14 protein-coding genes are annotated in these 16028 nt (G+C 43.8%); 3 read left to right on the top strand and 11 right to left on the bottom strand.

All coding sequences use genetic code 11. From position 1 onward, the window contains the following. Positions 1–12 precede the first annotated feature (12 nt). Positions 13–363 (bottom strand): YajD family HNH nuclease, encoded by a 351-nt coding sequence (locus tag AB1S55_RS02245; RefSeq protein WP_370980159.1) that lies wholly within the window; start codon positions 361–363, stop codon positions 13–15. Between the two features lie 242 nt (positions 364–605). Here AB1S55_RS02245 and AB1S55_RS02240 point away from each other — a divergent pair, with 242 nt between their 5' ends. Next, positions 606–1649, top strand: a complete 1044-nt coding sequence (locus AB1S55_RS02240; RefSeq protein ID WP_370980158.1) for a hypothetical protein — start codon at positions 606–608, stop codon at positions 1647–1649. Here AB1S55_RS02240 and AB1S55_RS02235 read toward each other — a convergent pair. From AB1S55_RS02235 to AB1S55_RS02210, 6 genes are all read right to left on the bottom strand, one after another. Beyond that, positions 1646–2005, bottom strand: coding sequence for a VanZ family protein (locus AB1S55_RS02235; protein ID WP_370981620.1), 360 nt, complete (start codon positions 2003–2005; stop codon positions 1646–1648). The genes AB1S55_RS02240 and AB1S55_RS02235 overlap by 4 nt on opposite strands. A 104-nt stretch (positions 2006–2109) precedes the next feature. Continuing rightward, positions 2110–3486 (bottom strand): cell envelope integrity protein CreD, encoded by a 1377-nt coding sequence (creD, locus tag AB1S55_RS02230; RefSeq protein WP_370980157.1) that lies wholly within the window; start codon positions 3484–3486, stop codon positions 2110–2112. A 108-nt stretch (positions 3487–3594) separates the two neighbouring features. After that, on the bottom strand, positions 3595–5019 hold the full coding sequence (creC, locus tag AB1S55_RS02225) for a two-component system sensor histidine kinase CreC (protein ID WP_370980156.1): 1425 nt from the start codon (positions 5017–5019) through the stop codon (positions 3595–3597). Beyond that, positions 5010–5699, bottom strand: a complete 690-nt coding sequence (creB, locus tag AB1S55_RS02220; RefSeq protein ID WP_370980155.1) for a two-component system response regulator CreB — start codon at positions 5697–5699, stop codon at positions 5010–5012. The genes creC and creB overlap by 10 nt, the downstream gene beginning before the upstream one ends. A 31-nt stretch (positions 5700–5730) precedes the next feature. Next, complete coding sequence (locus tag AB1S55_RS02215; protein ID WP_370980154.1) at positions 5731–6288, bottom strand: hypothetical protein; 558 nt, start codon at positions 6286–6288, stop codon at positions 5731–5733. A 164-nt stretch (positions 6289–6452) separates the two neighbouring features. Further along, complete coding sequence (locus AB1S55_RS02210; RefSeq protein ID WP_370980153.1) at positions 6453–7190, bottom strand: SDR family oxidoreductase; 738 nt, start codon at positions 7188–7190, stop codon at positions 6453–6455. Positions 7191–7431: 241 nt separating this feature from the next. Here AB1S55_RS02210 and AB1S55_RS02205 point away from each other — a divergent pair, with 241 nt between their 5' ends. Beyond that, positions 7432–8031, top strand: a complete 600-nt coding sequence (locus tag AB1S55_RS02205; RefSeq protein WP_370980152.1) for a TetR/AcrR family transcriptional regulator — start codon at positions 7432–7434, stop codon at positions 8029–8031. A 3-nt stretch (positions 8032–8034) separates the two neighbouring features. Here the strand turns inward: AB1S55_RS02205 and AB1S55_RS02200 are convergent, their stop codons facing one another. Beyond that, positions 8035–8556 carry an ATP-dependent zinc protease gene (locus tag AB1S55_RS02200; protein ID WP_370980151.1) on the bottom strand — a complete coding sequence of 174 codons (522 nt, stop codon included), beginning with the start codon at positions 8554–8556 and terminating at the stop codon, positions 8035–8037. A 63-nt stretch (positions 8557–8619) separates the two neighbouring features. Between AB1S55_RS02200 and AB1S55_RS02195 the strand changes: the two genes are divergently transcribed. After that, complete coding sequence (locus tag AB1S55_RS02195) at positions 8620–9660, top strand: alpha/beta fold hydrolase (protein ID WP_370980150.1); 1041 nt, start codon at positions 8620–8622, stop codon at positions 9658–9660. Here the strand turns inward: AB1S55_RS02195 and serA are convergent. From serA to AB1S55_RS02180, 3 genes are all read right to left on the bottom strand, one after another. Continuing rightward, the gene (gene serA, locus AB1S55_RS02190; protein ID WP_370980149.1) at positions 9657–10886 is read right to left on the bottom strand and encodes a phosphoglycerate dehydrogenase; all 1230 of its coding nucleotides are present in this window, start codon (positions 10884–10886) and stop codon (positions 9657–9659) included. The genes AB1S55_RS02195 and serA overlap by 4 nt on opposite strands. 512 nt (positions 10887–11398) lie before the next feature. Beyond that, a complete protein-coding gene (gene rpiA, locus AB1S55_RS02185) occupies positions 11399–12085 on the bottom strand; it encodes a ribose-5-phosphate isomerase RpiA (RefSeq protein WP_370980148.1) in 687 nt (228 codons plus the stop codon). 239 nt (positions 12086–12324) lie between these two features. Beyond that, positions 12325–15849 (bottom strand): carbohydrate-binding protein, encoded by a 3525-nt coding sequence (locus AB1S55_RS02180; RefSeq protein WP_370980147.1) that lies wholly within the window; start codon positions 15847–15849, stop codon positions 12325–12327. Between the last annotated feature and the right edge of the window lie 179 nt (positions 15850–16028).

The raw sequence follows: 16028 nt of genomic DNA, 5'->3' as shown, positions 1-16028 counted from the left end.
TCTCTTTGGGGGCTACTTGCTGTTCATCTTCGCTTTTAGGTCTGCAAAGGGGTTAAAGGTTGCGGGTTTGACTTCAGTTTCGCTTGTACTTCCATAGCGCACAAGGTTTTCGAACTTGGTGTGTTCTTCATCATGGCAATAGACGCATAGCAGTTCCCAGTTGCTACCGTCACTTGGGTTGTGATCGTGGTCATGATTAACATGGTGCACCGTTAATTCAGATAGGTTTTTATGAGTAAATTCGCGCGCGCAGCGCCCACAAACCCATGGGTACATCTTTAGAGCTTTTTCTCTATAACCCTTTTCTCTTTTAGCATTGTATTCAAGTTGTTCGGCGCGGACTTTGTCAAACTTGCTGGTCATTATGGTTTGGCTCTTATTTTTAGCTAGTGAGGATAGCCACGATTGTAATCGACATTAGAGGTGCTCGCATTAGCTCATATACTCATATTTCTCGATACGTTGGGGAGGCCATTGAGTGCTAGGTATTAGGCACAAGCTATCGACTGCTTGATTCGCATCACACTTGATAGGGGGCTTAATGCTATAAGCATAGGCTTTGTTTTTGATCGTGATGTGGTTTGATAGCACTAGGATGTGAATATATGGCTCGCTCAACTCCGCTTTTTGCTCTTGTTTTTCTTTTATGGCACGGCTTGCTTATGGCTAAAGAGCCACAAGAAATTGCGTATAAGCCTTTAAACCCTAGTTATATTGAGCTTACCAAATTACTTAATACTGATTTGGTAAATGATGATGAGCAGTCGATAAAAGTGAGTTTGCAGGCTCTGAATACACAGAAAAGTAGTTTTGCGCGTTACAACTTAATATATTGGGAGTTGGCTTTTCATTACGCTAATTTAAAGCAATATAATCAAGTTATGTCTGTTCTTCAGTTAGGGCAAGATGAAGGTTTGTTTTTCTTCTTTCAAGATGGTGAGCAGCCTTTCCCTGCTTTTTTATCTGAGTTGAAATCTCAACAAGGTTTTGAGAAATTCTATAAGCAAAATCAAGCACTAATCGCGAAAGCGAATGATACGAGTCAGATGCAGTACATGCTGCAAATTCCAAATACTTACAATAAGGACAAGAATTATCCTCTACTTATCATTATGCATGGCGGCATAGGCAGCATAAACGATTTACAATATCATTTTGATTCCGAGAGGCTGCAGTCTGAGTTTATTGTTGCTTATGTGCAAGGTGCTGCCTTAGCGGGTTTTTTTGGTCGGCGATTTAAAGAGGGGAGCTGGCAAGTTGACATTAATAAAATATATCAACTTATTACCAGTCAATATTCTATCGATTTAGAAAAGGTTGTGCTTGCAGGTCCGTCAATGGGCGCTATGCGATCTATTCAACTTGCAATTAGTAAGAGCTTTCCTGTTAAGGGCTTGTTGTTACCTTTCCCTGTTATCCCTTCTGGTTTGACAAGAGAGACATATGATACCTGGGCTAAAAGCGATCTAAGGATGGCAATTATGTCTGGTGAACATGATTGGGCTTTTGATGCTCAGAAGCAGTTTTTTATTCAGCTAGAAGCTCACAGTGTAAATAATCGATTCTTAATATTTCCAGAACTTGGGCATGAGTACCCCGATGACTTTCAACGACACATTAATTCATCATTAAGCTATTTGTTGTATTAAGCGTGCCGTTTAACTTGTCGGTATTTTATGGCAATGAGTGTTGCTATTGAAATGCCTAGCAAGTCAGCTATTAAGTCAGAAATGTCGAATGTTCGACTTTGAATGAAAAGCTGACTTATTTCTTCAGTGATCGAGAATAAGGATGCGAACAGTACTCCATAGTAGAGTCTTATCCTTCCTGTTTTTATGACTCTAAACCTGCTGGCGATAATAATGCTATAGGTTAGAGAGCCATAAAGAATGCTGTGTCCAAATTTGTCTCCGTATGGGATTGTAGCGATGATGTCAAAGAGTGTGTTTTTATCTCCAGTGTTGGCTAAGTAAATGGCGTAAGAAATACATGTGAAAATTAACATGCTTATGATTTTAAGTGATATTTGTTTCATGTGATTTTTATTGTGTTGGTGTTTGATCATAGAGTAGCGAGGCAGCCGCTATTATTAGCGACCGCTTTCGAGGTTTACTTGGGGGCGATACTGGGTTTGTTTGAATTAGGGGCTTCATTGAAGTTCATTTGACTGGAGGTTTTATACCAGTCTACTTCTCTTGTGAGTGTCATTACTGCTGAAAGTACGATGAAGCATAAAATGCTACCAATCAATAAGGCATAATCTTCTGAGCTTATTAAGCCATATAGTAAGATGTACAAGAGTGTTAGGTAAAAAGAGAACGCTAGGCCTCTACGTTTGCTCTTTAGTGCAGATGAAATATACGAGCCAATTAGAGCCGCACAAGAAAGTGAAGATATTGCATAAGCGATTGAAAAATCTATGTGCTCAGATAACGAGAGTAAAAGCAGATAAAAAATAGCTATGGCCAAGCCAACAAGTGCATACTGTACAGGATGTATTCTAAGGTCTTTTAGTAATTCGAAAAGAAAGAATGCAACAAAGGTAAGTATAATAAATAAGATCGCATATTTGACTGACCGATCGATTTTTACGTATACGTCAACTGGATCGATAAAACTTACACCAAACTTAGTAGCTTTAAAGTCTGTGCATAGCTTATTGTTTAGGCATTTATTTGCAAGTGACTGTATGTTTGTAGAAAAACGGCTCATTTCCCAAGTCGAAAAAAAGCCTTGTGTTGTTATTTTCCTTTCTGTTGGCAGGTAGCGACCGCCGAAGCTTGGGTGTGGCCAATCTGACTGCAACTGAAACATATTTTCTTTTCCTATTGGAATGAACTCTAATCGACTAGATCCTTGGAAATTCATAGAGATTGTAAAGTCAAGGTCTGCTCCTTGGTTTGTGATGGTAGGAATAAAGGAGTGAATCCCTTGAGAGAAAAAGGTGTGATTAGAGCCGGGTTTTACTTCAAGTTTGTTGCCGTTTAGATCAATGTGAACAGAGCTTTTAATACCTCTCATATCAGAAACTGAGATAAGTAAATATGGCTGTCCTAGCTCAATTTTAGCCATGTCCGATAGACCAAAGTTCTTAGGTATAGAGAAGTGGCCGGTTAGCTTGGTTTTTGCATGATAAATCTTGCTGTCATAGATACCGCGGCTGCGTAGTTCATTCTTGAGCTCTATATGAGCATTGAGGCTGTCTGGTAAAAACTGTAGCTTCCCTTCTGTTTTGGTTGTAATGAGCGTTTTCTCGTTACCGTCTGGAGTGGTTTGCCATGATGTGCTTGTTTCTACAAAGGGCTGAATTAAGATAGGGCCTATTAGTAGTTGCTCGGTGCTTGAACTAGAAGCAATTTCTTTTATTACATTTTTCTGTAGAGATTTTCGTTCATCCACAATGCCATCTATTTGTGAAATAGGGATTAACAAAAAAATAATGATGCCGATCATCATGGTTAATTTAACGGCGAGAGGCTTTTTCATCTGCACAGAGTCCTAGGTTATCTATCAATGCTTAAAGCTTACGCAGTTAATATGGAGATTCTGTGGAGGATATGTGCTTTTTGTGTGCTTGAGATGCTCCTTTGTTCCTTATCTCTTACAGATGAGTGTGGCTAAAACACCGTTTTGATGATTTTTGATGTTAAAGGAGCCGTGATGTAATGCTGCTATTTCAGATACCAGAGTTAGGCCCAAGCCTGAACTTCTTCGATTTGAGTCTTTATTGGGTAGAGAGTAGAAGCGGTCGGTGAGTTTGCCTAGTGCATAAGATGGAATGAGATCCCCCTGATTGAATACACATATACCTCCACTTGGATCTGAAATGTAAATATGGATAAGCCCTCCATAAGCACAATGCCTTATAGCATTTTCAAAAAGATTACTTAATGCTAATTCAATTAGAAATGGGTCTCCATTTAAAGTCCATTCTTTAGGGACTTCATTCTTAATTCGGATTTTCTGTATGTCTGTGCGAGTTTTTAAATTTGAAAAGAGCTGCTCTATACATCCTCTAATGTCGATTGTGCCAGTGTTGATAAGGGCTTCTTGGGCTTCCAACTGCGCTAGCTTTAGTACCCGATCTACTAAGTGGTTTAGCCTCTTGCTCTCATTGTTGATAGTGCTTAAGAATTTTTCTTGCTGGCTCGCTGATGTTTTTTCTTGTAAGAGTATTTCTAATGATGCCGTAATCCCAGCTAAAGGACTTTTTAATTCATGAGTTAAAGATTGCACATAATTTTCGACATAAGTCTTTCCATCTAACTCTTGGCGCATGGTGCTCATTGCTTTGGCGAGTAAGCGCATCTCTCCTCTTGGAAACGACTTAGGGTTTATGTTTTCTCTGTTCCCTCTACTGGCCTCGTGGGCAAATTCTTGCAAGCGTTTCATATCTCGGCCAAACCACCACGCTAAAAGTGCTCCCAAACTAATTGCTACACCAATAAAGACAGACATCATATACATTAAACGGTGCTGTGCTTTAGCAATATATGGAGCCAAGGTTTCATTGGGTTTGGCAACAGTGACTACCCCAATGATTTCTCCCTTGTCTTTAATCGGAGCTGCAACATACATTACCGTCGAGTTTGGGTCCTTGGGGTTCTCAATGGTGGATCTTGCTCCGTATTGCCCGCGTAAAGTCAGATTAACATCTCTCCATTTCGAAAAGTCTTTGCCAACAGCTTTAGCTTGTGAATCTAACAGAACTAAGCCGTTATGATCTGTAACATAAATACGTTGGTGGGCGGAAGATTTTAGGTTCCCCCATATTGTTGCGTTTAACTCTCTTGAGTTGTATCGATCAAAAATATTTGTCCAGTACTTAGTGTTGGTTTGTTGGTTTTTTACAGGGGCCTTTAATACTTCTGCGAGTAAGTTGGCTGTATCAACTAAGGATTCTTCGGTTGACTGGCGTATGCTTGGTTTTATCTCGGCCATCATTGCCGATGTGATGATATATCCACAAATTAGGACAAATATTGTATAGGCTATAAAAACTTTGATGCTTAATGGCATGAGTCGCCTTCAAATCGATAGCCAAAGCCGCGTACAGTGCTAATTAATTTTTCAGGAGCTTTAATGTCACGAAGTTTTGATCTGATCGCTTTGATATGGCTATCTACAGTTCGTTCGTATACGTCATGATGTGAGTTCGAAACCGCATTTAGAAGTTGGCCTCGAGATAATACTTGGCCTGAATTCTCTAAAAGGTGGGCTAATAGTAAATATTCAGCTTTTGTTAAATCTAATAGCTGGTCGTTGTAGCTTATGGTTTTTCCATTTTTATGGATTTTAAAGAGTTTTGGGTTGGTCAAATTTTGTGATGCGTCTATAGGTTGTATTCGCTTTAAAATGGCTTTGACTCGAGCTGCAACTTCTCTTGGGCTAAAGGGTTTGACCACATAGTCATCAGCTCCAATTTCTAAGCCAACGACTCTGTCTAGTTCATCGCCTCTGGCACTTAAAAATATGATGGGTACTTGTGATGATTGCCGTATTCTTTTACATACCTCAAAACCTGTGATGTCGGGTAAGCCAATATCGAGTATGACAAGGTCTATAGTGGATCTTTCGACAAGTTCAGCCCCTTCTATACCAAGAGTTTTCCATTGAGTAATAAACCCTTCATTTTGTAATACAAACTCTAGGCTTTCTGCAATGGCTCGTTCATCTTCAATAATAAGTATATTTGGCATTGTTTACGTACTGTGTGTTCTTTAGTCTGCTCTAGCTGAGAAGAGCGATGGCAATAAAACTGAGCAGGCCCGTTGTGAGGCTTATAGCTGTCAGCTTTTTAAAACGAGGAACTTGCCAAGCCATAATCAAACCCGTTGCCATAATAATGCTTAAACTTAATGCAAAGAGTGTGGTGTAGATTTTAAAAAACACGGCTCCTTTAGCTTTGTGTAGTTGTACAAAAAAGCGTAAGGGGGAGGCCTGTTTAATAATAAGTTCTGCTTGGGCGTCTTTTATATTGGGTTTGAGTATGACGTCGTGAGATGAGCCTTGCCATTCAAATTGTATTTGCTCTCCTTCGCGTTTTAATTTTGACTTACCTGTTGGTAGTTCGATATCTAATTTTGTTAGCTCGTTACTAACGAGCAGTGTAAAGATATCTAGGTCGGGCTTTGGCGCTTGTGTCAAAGTGAGTGTGTACTGGCTGTCTTGATAGCTCCCTTTGACTCCCCATGTATAAAGGGCTCCTGTTATGGTAAACATAAGCACAGCAGGGAAGAATACTGCCGCGAGGATCAAGTGTGTTTTGATCAGTGCTAGCCTGTTCACTTTGTCTATCCTTGCTTGTTACTTATTAAAGGTGAGGCGATTGTAGCAACAGTGCTCAGAGAGATCGAGATAGCTTCATTGCAGGGCAAGCTAATTTATAGAAGCTAAGTTTTAGTTGCGCTCGTCCATAAGCGCAAGGTTATCCTTGGTGTGCCTTTGCAGTGTTAGCCGCTTAAATCTGCGTTAATGATGTTGTCGGCAAAATGTTGGTATTCGCTTTCAAACACTTTGGCCATACTATCTGGGAAGAGGTGAAATTCTCCTTTGGCTAGTGCCTCGACAATCGCTTCTGCCACCACTTCACTGCTATCACCTTCTTCAAAGCCTGCTTTGGTAGCCATGTCAGTCATGATGGGGCCCGGGTGTACACTTAATACTTGAATGCCTTTCTCTTTGAGGCTGTCTTTTAGGCCTTGAGTAACTGAGTAGGAGGCGGCCTTTGATGCAGAATAAGTAGTAAAAGGTGTGAAGTTTTTAATAGAGGCTACTGAATTGAGTTGAACTAGGGCTGATTCAGGGTGTTTTTCTAGAATAGGACTAAAGGCTTGAGCCATGCGAATTAAGCCGTAAACGTTAATGTTCATTTCATATTGAAGCGCTTCGACCGCATTTTTTGCAAGAGGCTCGGCAACTTCAAGTACACCCGCATTGTTTATAAGTAGGTCGACATCAGGGGCGCTGTCGGCAAGGGCTTGAATAGAGGCGGGTTCTTCAGCGTCAAAATACACCGTGCTGACTTTATCTGCATAACGCTGGCTGAGCTCTTGAGTGCTTTGGGGCTTACGTACAGCAAGGTAGACCTTAGACGCGCCGTGCTTAATCAGTGATTCAACAATGGCCTTACCTATGCCACGGTTTGCACCTGTTACCAATGCTACTTTACCTTTAACTGAAAAACTCATTGTCGTTGTTCCTTGTGGTGTGCCCTAATGGCATTGCGAAATCGAAGGTTGGGCCTTAGCGATGGCTTGAGATACGGGTAAAATTCAATTTTGTACCAATCGGTAAGGTTGAGTTATTCTGTACCGATCGGTATTGTTGTGTCAACAGACTTTTACAAAATATTGAAGTTAATAAGAGCTACATGCTTTCAGGCTTGTTTTTGGCGTGGGCTTGAGTGCGCTAAATGCATATGAGGTAAATATGGCTGGTGGTAGAAAATTAGAATTTGATAAGCAGCAGGCTTTAGAGGCGGCCATGAATGTGTTCTGGCAGAAAGGCTATGGTGCCGCTTCTCTCAGTGATTTAACCAGCAGCATGGGAATTAATAAGCCAAGTCTCTATTCAGCCTTTGGTAATAAAGAAGCCCTTTTCCTTCAGGCTACGGATTTTTATGTTGAGCGTATTGCCGATAAACATGCTGCTTGTTTGAAGCTCGCTAATACCGATTTACGTACAAGGTTGAGCCTATTCCTGCGCTCAATTATGAAAAGCCAGTTTGATGCAAGTACCCCCGCTGGCTGTTATGTGGCCTTATGCGCTGCTGAAACGGAAGCTGAAGATTTACCTGAAGCGGCAAAAAATAAAGTTCTTGAAGTGGCCGAGTTAAGCCAGCGAGTATTGTGTGAACTTTTTCTTACGGATAGTGAGGCTCAGACTCATGGCTTAGATAAAAGTGCAGAGGCTTCGAGTCACTTTCTTATGGCCTTAATGCACGGTACGGCGTCACTGGCACGAACGGGTAAAAAAGAACAGGAGTTGGAGCAGTCTATTGAGTTTGCATTAAGAGGCATTGGCCTCTAAAGCTTATTTGCCGCAGCTGCTGCTAGTCAGAAATGTTGAGCTTGCATCTACCAAGACATATTGGCTTAAAAAGCGGCGCCCTAATAACACGGGGTAGATATATTCACTGCGATCGACGAGCGAGAATTCCACCTCTTCAGTCTGGCCATTAAAGCTCATTGGAATATTAACGGTAACCCTGCTGTCATGGTTGCCATCGTGATTCTTAATTTTCACTCGTCGAGACAGGGGCTTCTCTAGCTTGAGCTTATGCACTTTCTGGTTTTTATCTTTCAGAGCTAGGTTAAAGCGAACCCAGCGCTCATTGTTTTTTTCAAAACGTTGAATATTTTCAGCGTAAATTGAGGATGTCTTTGCACCTGTATCAAGCTTGGCTTTTATGGCTTGTTCAATACCTGGGAAGCAAACTTCTTCGACCCAGCCGGCGATGACTTTATCGTCTGAGTTGGTTTTAGCTGCTTCTGAGCGAGTTGAGCAGCTTGCTAGAACTAAAAAAAGTGTGAAAAAGAGTAAACTAGGGCGCATAGTTAAAACAGGTACTTGCCATTTATTCGGTGAGGAATTTGATTCTAGGAGCAGTCTTTAGACGTGACAAGCAGCACAGCACCAAAACCCCTCGCTTTTGTGAACTCGCTTAAACAAGCGCTTCCTAAGTTCTCACCTTTGTCCGTATTTGCTGAGCTTCCTTCAGGTTTATCTGCAGACTTACCCTCAGGGCTGTCCTCTGCTTTATTGGAGTATTTCAGCTTTTATGAGTTTGATGGCTTATTTGCTGGTCAGGGTTTGGTTGATCGTTATGACTTTGGTTCGATTCAGGCTGGGGCTTATCAGTTGGCTTGTCATTACTGGGCTGTAGACCAAGCTCGTGCAGAAGTGGTGATATGCCACGGCTTGTTTGATCATGTTGCGCTTTATCAGCCGCTCATTCGGTATTTATTGTCCCAGCGTATCAATGTCTTGGCGTTTGATTTACCTGAGCATGGTTTAAGCTCTGGTGGTTTTGGTCAGCTTGATGATTTCTCTTTATACCATCAAACACTTGAGGCCTTATTAGAGCATTTTCCCAAAGGCGAGTTAGCGCGTATCGCGCTAGGTCAGAGTACTGGAGCGGCCGTGTGGTCGGGCCCGTTATTGCAAAAAACGCCACTTGCTGTTGATGCGGCTATTTTTCTTGCGCCTTTATTAAAGGTTCGAGCTTGGAAGAAGATTCAATGCGCAAACTATGTGCTGCGGCCCTGGCTGAAAAAGATCAGGCGCAGTTTTACTAGTAACAGCCATGATCCTGATTTTGTTGATTTCCTATGCCATAAAGACCCTTTGCAGGTTCGCTATATTTCCACGAGTTGGATTGCTGCCATGTTGCGTTGGCCTGCAGTGTTTATGGCTTTGCCGGCTTCGTCTATACCCTTGTTTCTTGTGCAGGGTACAGGTGATAAAACTGTGGATTTTGATTACAACTTACCGTGTTTTAAACAGAAGTTTTTGAATGCTCAGGTGATGATCTTGGAGGGGGCGCGCCACCACCTCACTCGAGAGGCGGCGCCTTGGCAAGAGCCGATGTTTACTGCAATTGGCTCTTACCTAGATGACTTTTTAGGGGCTCAACAGCCCGCTAAAAGTGAGAGCTAGAATAAAACGCGACAGCGTACAGTGCCTTCGATGGCTTTAAGCTGCTTTAATGCAATATCACTGTATTCAGCGTTTACATCGATAACCACATAACCCACGTTTTCATTGGTTTGCAGATACTGGCCGCTGATATTGATGCCGTGATCAGCAAAGACTTGGTTGATCGCGTTCAGAATACCTGGGCGGTTTTGGTGAACATGCAGCAAACGGTGTGCATTATCTTGTGCCGGAAGTGCAACTTCAGGGAAGTTAACCGAGCTGGTGGTGGTGCCGTTATCGCTGTATTTAATGAGCTTTTCTGCGACTTCATAGCCAATGTTTTCTTGCGCTTCCATGGTTGAGCCACCGATATGCGGGGTCAAAATGGCATTGTCGAAGACGCGAAGAGGGCTAATAAATTCTTCGCCATTGGCTTTAGGCTCTACTGGGAAAACATCAATCGCTGCACCGGCTATGTGTTTGCTTTCCATTGCCGCTGCAAGTGCATCGATATCAACAACGGTACCGCGTGAAGCGTTAATCAGTATGGCGCCTTCTTTCATGGCTGCGATTTCTGAAGCGCCAATCATATTTTTCGTGGCGGCAAGCTCGGGTACGTGCAACGTCACGATGTCGCTTTTTGCGAGTAGGCCTTGAAGGCTCTTACATTGCTCGGCATTACCAAGCGGTAACTTGGTGACGGCATCGTAAAACATAACTTGCATGCCAAGGCTTTCCGCCAAAACACTCACCTGAGCACCGATACTACCGTAGCCAATCACACCTAAGGTTTTGCCGCGAATCTCGAACGAACCTGCCGCGCTTTTCAACCATTCTCCACGGTGACAGCCTGCGTTTTTGGCCGGAACACCACGTAGCAATAAGATGGCTTCAGCAATAACCAGTTCGGCGACAGAGCGAGTATTAGAATACGGTGCGTTAAACACAACAACGCCGTTTTCTTGTGCTGCCTTTAAATCAACTTGGTTGGTGCCAATACAAAAACAACCAACAGCGATAAGCTTAGGTGCCTGTTCAAGTACTTCGCGAGTCAACTGGGTGCGTGAGCGCAAACCAACAAAGTGAGCGTCTTTGATTTGTTCGATCAGATCGTCACCGGTCAGTGCGGTCTTTACGTATTCAATATTGGTGTAACCAGCGTGGTTGAGGGTCTCAACCGCACTTTCGTGTACGCCTTCTAACAAAAGAAATTTGATTTTGTCTTTTTGCAGTGAGGTTTTGCTCATGATTCTCTCTGTCGGACAAGCCGGAAATGTTGGATTCTAAGCTAAGCGGTCCGTGCTAAAGCCTGAGGAAAATTTGGGGCGCGATTGTAGCACAGGGCCTTGCTCAAATCGTAGCCTGTTTAATAGGACGGATGTAAAAGAATGCACATCTGTTGTGAGTCTTGATCTCGTCCGATCTGTTGTTTAGTTCTTGCAGGGACGCCGTGGACATATCCCTATAGGCTTAGCTGCCGCGTCCTGCGGCAGATACCCTTTAAGAGCTAAGCAACAGCTCGGACTGGCTGAGTGCCAAGTTTAATGCTGTGTGTTTATCGGAATAAATGTGCTGGGACTGAACAGCTAGGTGAGGGCTTGGCATGGTGGCTTTGTTGATGGGCTGTCTAGCGCATGGAAGCGCTAGTCAAGCCTATAGGGACATATATACGGCGTGCCCAGAAACAAAGTGGCCATGCCGAGCACGGCTAGAATCTGCGATCTATTGAGCTGGCTAGGGCTGTAGGGCTGTTAAGCGTTTAGCCACCCAAGCCTGGATAGATAATTTGCACTCCGTCTTCACGACCTAGCAACATGACATCGGCTTTGCGTCTGGCAAAAAGTCCGTTGCTAACGACACCAACAATTTGGTTGATCTCACTTTCTAGTTTAATCGCATTGCTGATTTTTAAACCGTGAACATCGAGGATGTCGCAGCCATTATCTGTGATGACACCTTCACGCCAGCGAGGATCACCACCGAGTTCTTCCAACTGACGGGCAACGGCTTCGCGAGCCATTGGAATCACTTCTACGGGGAGAGGAAAGGCGCCTAAACAATCAACCCACTTACTCTCATCGGCAATACATACAAACTGTTTGGCGATGGAGGCGACAATTTTTTCGCGAGTTAATGCGGCACCACCACCTTTAATAAGGTGAAGTTCTTTATTGCTTTCGTCTGCACCGTCGACATAAAAAGCGAGACTCTGAACGTCGTTCATATCTAGGACTTCAACACCGATGGCTTTTAGGCGTTCGGCCGAGGCTTCAGAGCTGGCGATAGCCGCTTTAAATTTACTTTGGTGGCCGTCGAGCATATCGATAAAAAAGTTAGCCGTTGAGCCTGTACCTATACCAAGTACGTCGCTTGGTTTGAGCTTGGGAACAACGTAATCGATGGCCGCTTTGGCGACTTGATGCTTGAGTTGGTCTTGTTTATTCATCTGTAGTGGGCGCTGCAGTGTTAAAGATATGTTGTATTAGGCCTAAGCCGATTGATATTTCGAAGTGTAACGCCTTTTGTTTATTTTTACTGCTGTGCAGCGGGCGATAATTACGGGAGCAGTCGATATCGTTGGCAATATAGATCTGTGCCAATAAAAAAGCCGAGCGCAGTAAACTGGCTCGGCTTAAAACTAAAGCCCCCGACAATGTCATTTGTCAGAGGCTTAGCATTAATAACTTAACGCTGAACTTCAAAGCGGTTGATATACATCCAGCCACCGGGGATATTCCAAACCATCACGTGGCCTAGACCCCAACTCACACCTGCATGTGGATCGGTATCGCTTACCGGTGAGCGGAATAAACCTTGCGCATGAGGCAGGTTATTAGCCGTACTTTGGATTTCAAAATTAATACCGTCTTCAGCATATTGAATGGTGTTGCGCTCAGGCCCATCCAAGGTGTTGATCAAAGCGATACCGTTTTTGTATTTCCAAATAACAAGTTCGTGGCCGGTATTGGTAATCGGGTTGCTAACCGACTTTTCATAAGGGCCAAAAGGATGTTCTGAGGTGGCGACACCCCATTTGATTTCACGCTGTCCGAAGTAACGCTCTTCACCCATACGCTCACCTTTATAATAAAGATGGAATTTACCGTTGAAGTGTAAGAGTGTTGGATCGTGTACTTTATGGCTGTCGAAATCGCCTTTTTTAATCGCGGCAAAATGATCGTCAGCCGTGCCCTGCCAAATACCATTATTGGTCGCTTTTAAAATCGGTTTGTCGAGTTTAGTCCATGGCCCTGTTGGCGAATCGGACCAGCTCATAGCGACGGTGTTTTTAACTCTTTGGGTATAAGGCGCTTTAACTGCTTGGTAAACCAAGTAGTAGCGATCCTCATGCTTGAGGACCTCAGGAGTAAATACGGATCTATCATCAAAAGCGCCTTCAGGGCCGCGTACGACTGCAGGGCCCTGCTCATTCCAAGTCCAGCCGTCGCTTGAGGTGGCGTAATAAATATCACACTTATCCCAAGGGAATACTTTGCCTTCTGGGTCGCTGCTACCAAAACCGACGTAATAACCGACGCAGTAGCTATACCAGTTGTAATACAAACCATCGATTTCAAGCACGGCACTTGGGTCGCGGCGAATGATGTTTTGATTAGGCGTGAAGTCACCACTTAAATTACTTTGGCTGAAGTTCACGGCCCACTCAGGTTTGTTGACGTAATTTAGGCTGGTGTTATTAGCGGCAAGGTAGCCTTCCCAGCGTACGGTAGCGGCACTTTTTACTCGTTTGCGAAGTTCGATATTTAAGCCTTGCTGCGGGCTTTGTTCATTAAACTCTTCAAACATATAGTCAGCGTGTTCAAAAGTTAATGTTTGTGGCGGGCTATCGAAACTGGTTATTTCAAAATAACCGGTCATATCAGTGCTAGCTACAAGAGCCTGTTCAACATTGTCGGTAAACACTTTTACTTCAACACCAAACAGTGCGGTATTTGTGCCTTGTTCAAACACGTAACCACTAAATTGCTGGCCTTGATCTTCAGAGCTTAATGCTTCTAGTTGGCAGTCAGCTAAAAGCGCTGAGGTGTTAAAAATATTACCCTGGAGTTGACCATCACAACCGATGATGTCTTCAAGTAACCAGCCCTGCTCTACGTCGATAGTGAAACTTAAGCTTTCGCCAAAACTTGCACCGGCAGAGCCGGGGTTAATGCTTATACCTGTGCCGGCAACACTGGTAACAATAAGGTCATCAGCAATAAGGTTAAGGGAAAGGCTCTTTAGATAATCTAAGTCTGAGCGACTTAAGCGGTTATTTAAGATGTTTAATTCTTGTAGGGCAGCTAGCGAATCAACATTGATGTTGGTGATTTGGTTATCACTAAGATCAAGCTGTTCCAGTGCGCTGAAATACTGGAGATCACTCACGTTGCTGATGTTTGATGCGGAGCAATCAAGTTCCGTGATTTGTTCAAAGCCAGTATAAGCATGCTGTTGAATATGCTCGTTTGCGCAAATAGCAAAGAAGTCATCACTAAATTGAATACCAAAGACGGTGGTATCCAAGGCTTGCTCTAGTGAGAAACTAAAGGAGTCTAAGTTCCACTGCCAGTCTGAGTTTTGTGTTGCTTGAATGCGAATGTGTTGTTCGCCTTTGTTTAAATCAATGCTGTAGTTAGCCTGATAATCTTGGAAGTCGTTCCAATCGGTTTTAGCGACATCGGTTATGCCGATGGATAGCCACTGGCCATTTTGTAGTTGTAGTAGCTCGATTTGGGCGCCATCAACTGCAGTACCGGCTCGGTAGCTAATACCGTAGCGACCGGCAATGGAGACATCGACCAGGTAATCCATGTAATCGCCGCGATTGACATAATTAACACCAATCACATCGCCCGCACTAAAGGTGCTGACCGCTTCAACTTGACCATCGCTGAAGCTTCCGCCGACTTCGGTAAAATCTTCCGCTTCTATAAGCAGCTCGGTCACAGGGCTAACACTAGGTGAAGGACTAGGTAGTGGGCTCGGTGACGGGCTTATCAAAGGGCTTGGGCTTGGAGATGGACTTGGAGATGGACTTGGTGAAGGACTAACACTTGGCGAAGGAGTCACTGCGGGGCTAGGTGAGGCGCTTGGGCTTACTGAAGGGCTTGGGCTCACGGAAGGGCTTGGTGAGGCAATGGGGCTTGAGCCAGCCAGTGTTAGCTTGAACAAATCTAAATTCCACTGCCAGTCGTGGCTGCCTGACGCCTGTAAGCGCACGCTGTGTTGGCCAGCGTTAAGCTGTACTTCGCTATCCGCTTTATAGATTTGAAAGTTATCCCAGCCGGTGTTGTCGACAGGCGTTAAACCGTAAGACTGCCAGCTTGCATTTTCTAACAAGAAAAACTCAATAGCGGCACCATCGACGGCGGTGCCGGCGTTAAAGCTGATTTCATAGCTACCGGCGTGAGCAATATCGATTTGGTAATCGACATAGTCGTCGCGATTGACGTAATTAATGCCACTGATGTCACCGACGCTATAACGACTAACCGCTTCTGCTTGATTGTCGACATAGCTACCGCCGGTGTTATTAAAGTCTTCCGCTTCAATAACAAGCTCAATCATACTTGGGCTTGGGCTTGGGCTTGGGCTTGGGCTTGGCGAAGCGCTGGGTGAGACTAAAGGACTTGGGCTCACACTCGGTGAGGGCGAAGGACTTGGCGATGGGCTCAAGCTAGGGCTTGGTGATGGGCTAGGGGTTGCCGATGCCAAGTTTAATTCGAAGGCATCTAAGTTCCACTGCCAGTCATTGCTGCCGCTGGCGTAAACACGAATAGTGTGGCTTCCGTAAGGTAGAGCAATCGTTTGTTCGTGCTCAAGTGCCTGGAAGTTATCCCAGCCCCACATGGGGACTTCGGTTGCGGCAAGTCTATTCCAGTTTCCGCCCTCGTTAATCTCTAGGCTGATTTCAACGTTGCTGCTTACAGCGGTACCAATGAAATACGATAAGTCGTAATTACCCGCTGTATTAACATCAATAGAGTATTCGGCATAATCGCCTCGGTTTACGTAATTAAGGGCTGTGCTACCGTTAACACTGTAAACACTAATTGGCTGAGCTTGTTGGTCGTTATAATCGCCGCCTAAACTTAAAAAATCTTCCGCTTCAGTGCGAATGGTTTCGGCATTGGCAAATAAACATGGTGAGCATAAAACTGCGGCGAGGACATGTCGCCACCTTGCAAACCCTAGATAGGTTTTCATCTATTTTTCCTTTAGATCGTTAGCTTAGTAACAAGTATTTGCTACTCATTTTTGACTCTGTCAGCTCAGCTTATTTTTATGTTTATCAGCACAACAGAACTTCCTGTGTAGTGCGGTCGCGATCATATATAACAAAATTAGGCTTTTCACCGTGTTTTGTTCAAAGTTTTGACCTATTA

It is taken from the genome of Agaribacterium sp. ZY112 (assembly GCF_041346925.1).
In the GTDB taxonomy this organism is placed as follows: Bacteria; Pseudomonadota; Gammaproteobacteria; order Pseudomonadales; family Cellvibrionaceae; genus Agaribacterium.
The sequence above is the reverse complement of the archived record's forward strand: the minus strand, read 5'-3'. Positions and strand labels throughout refer to the sequence as shown.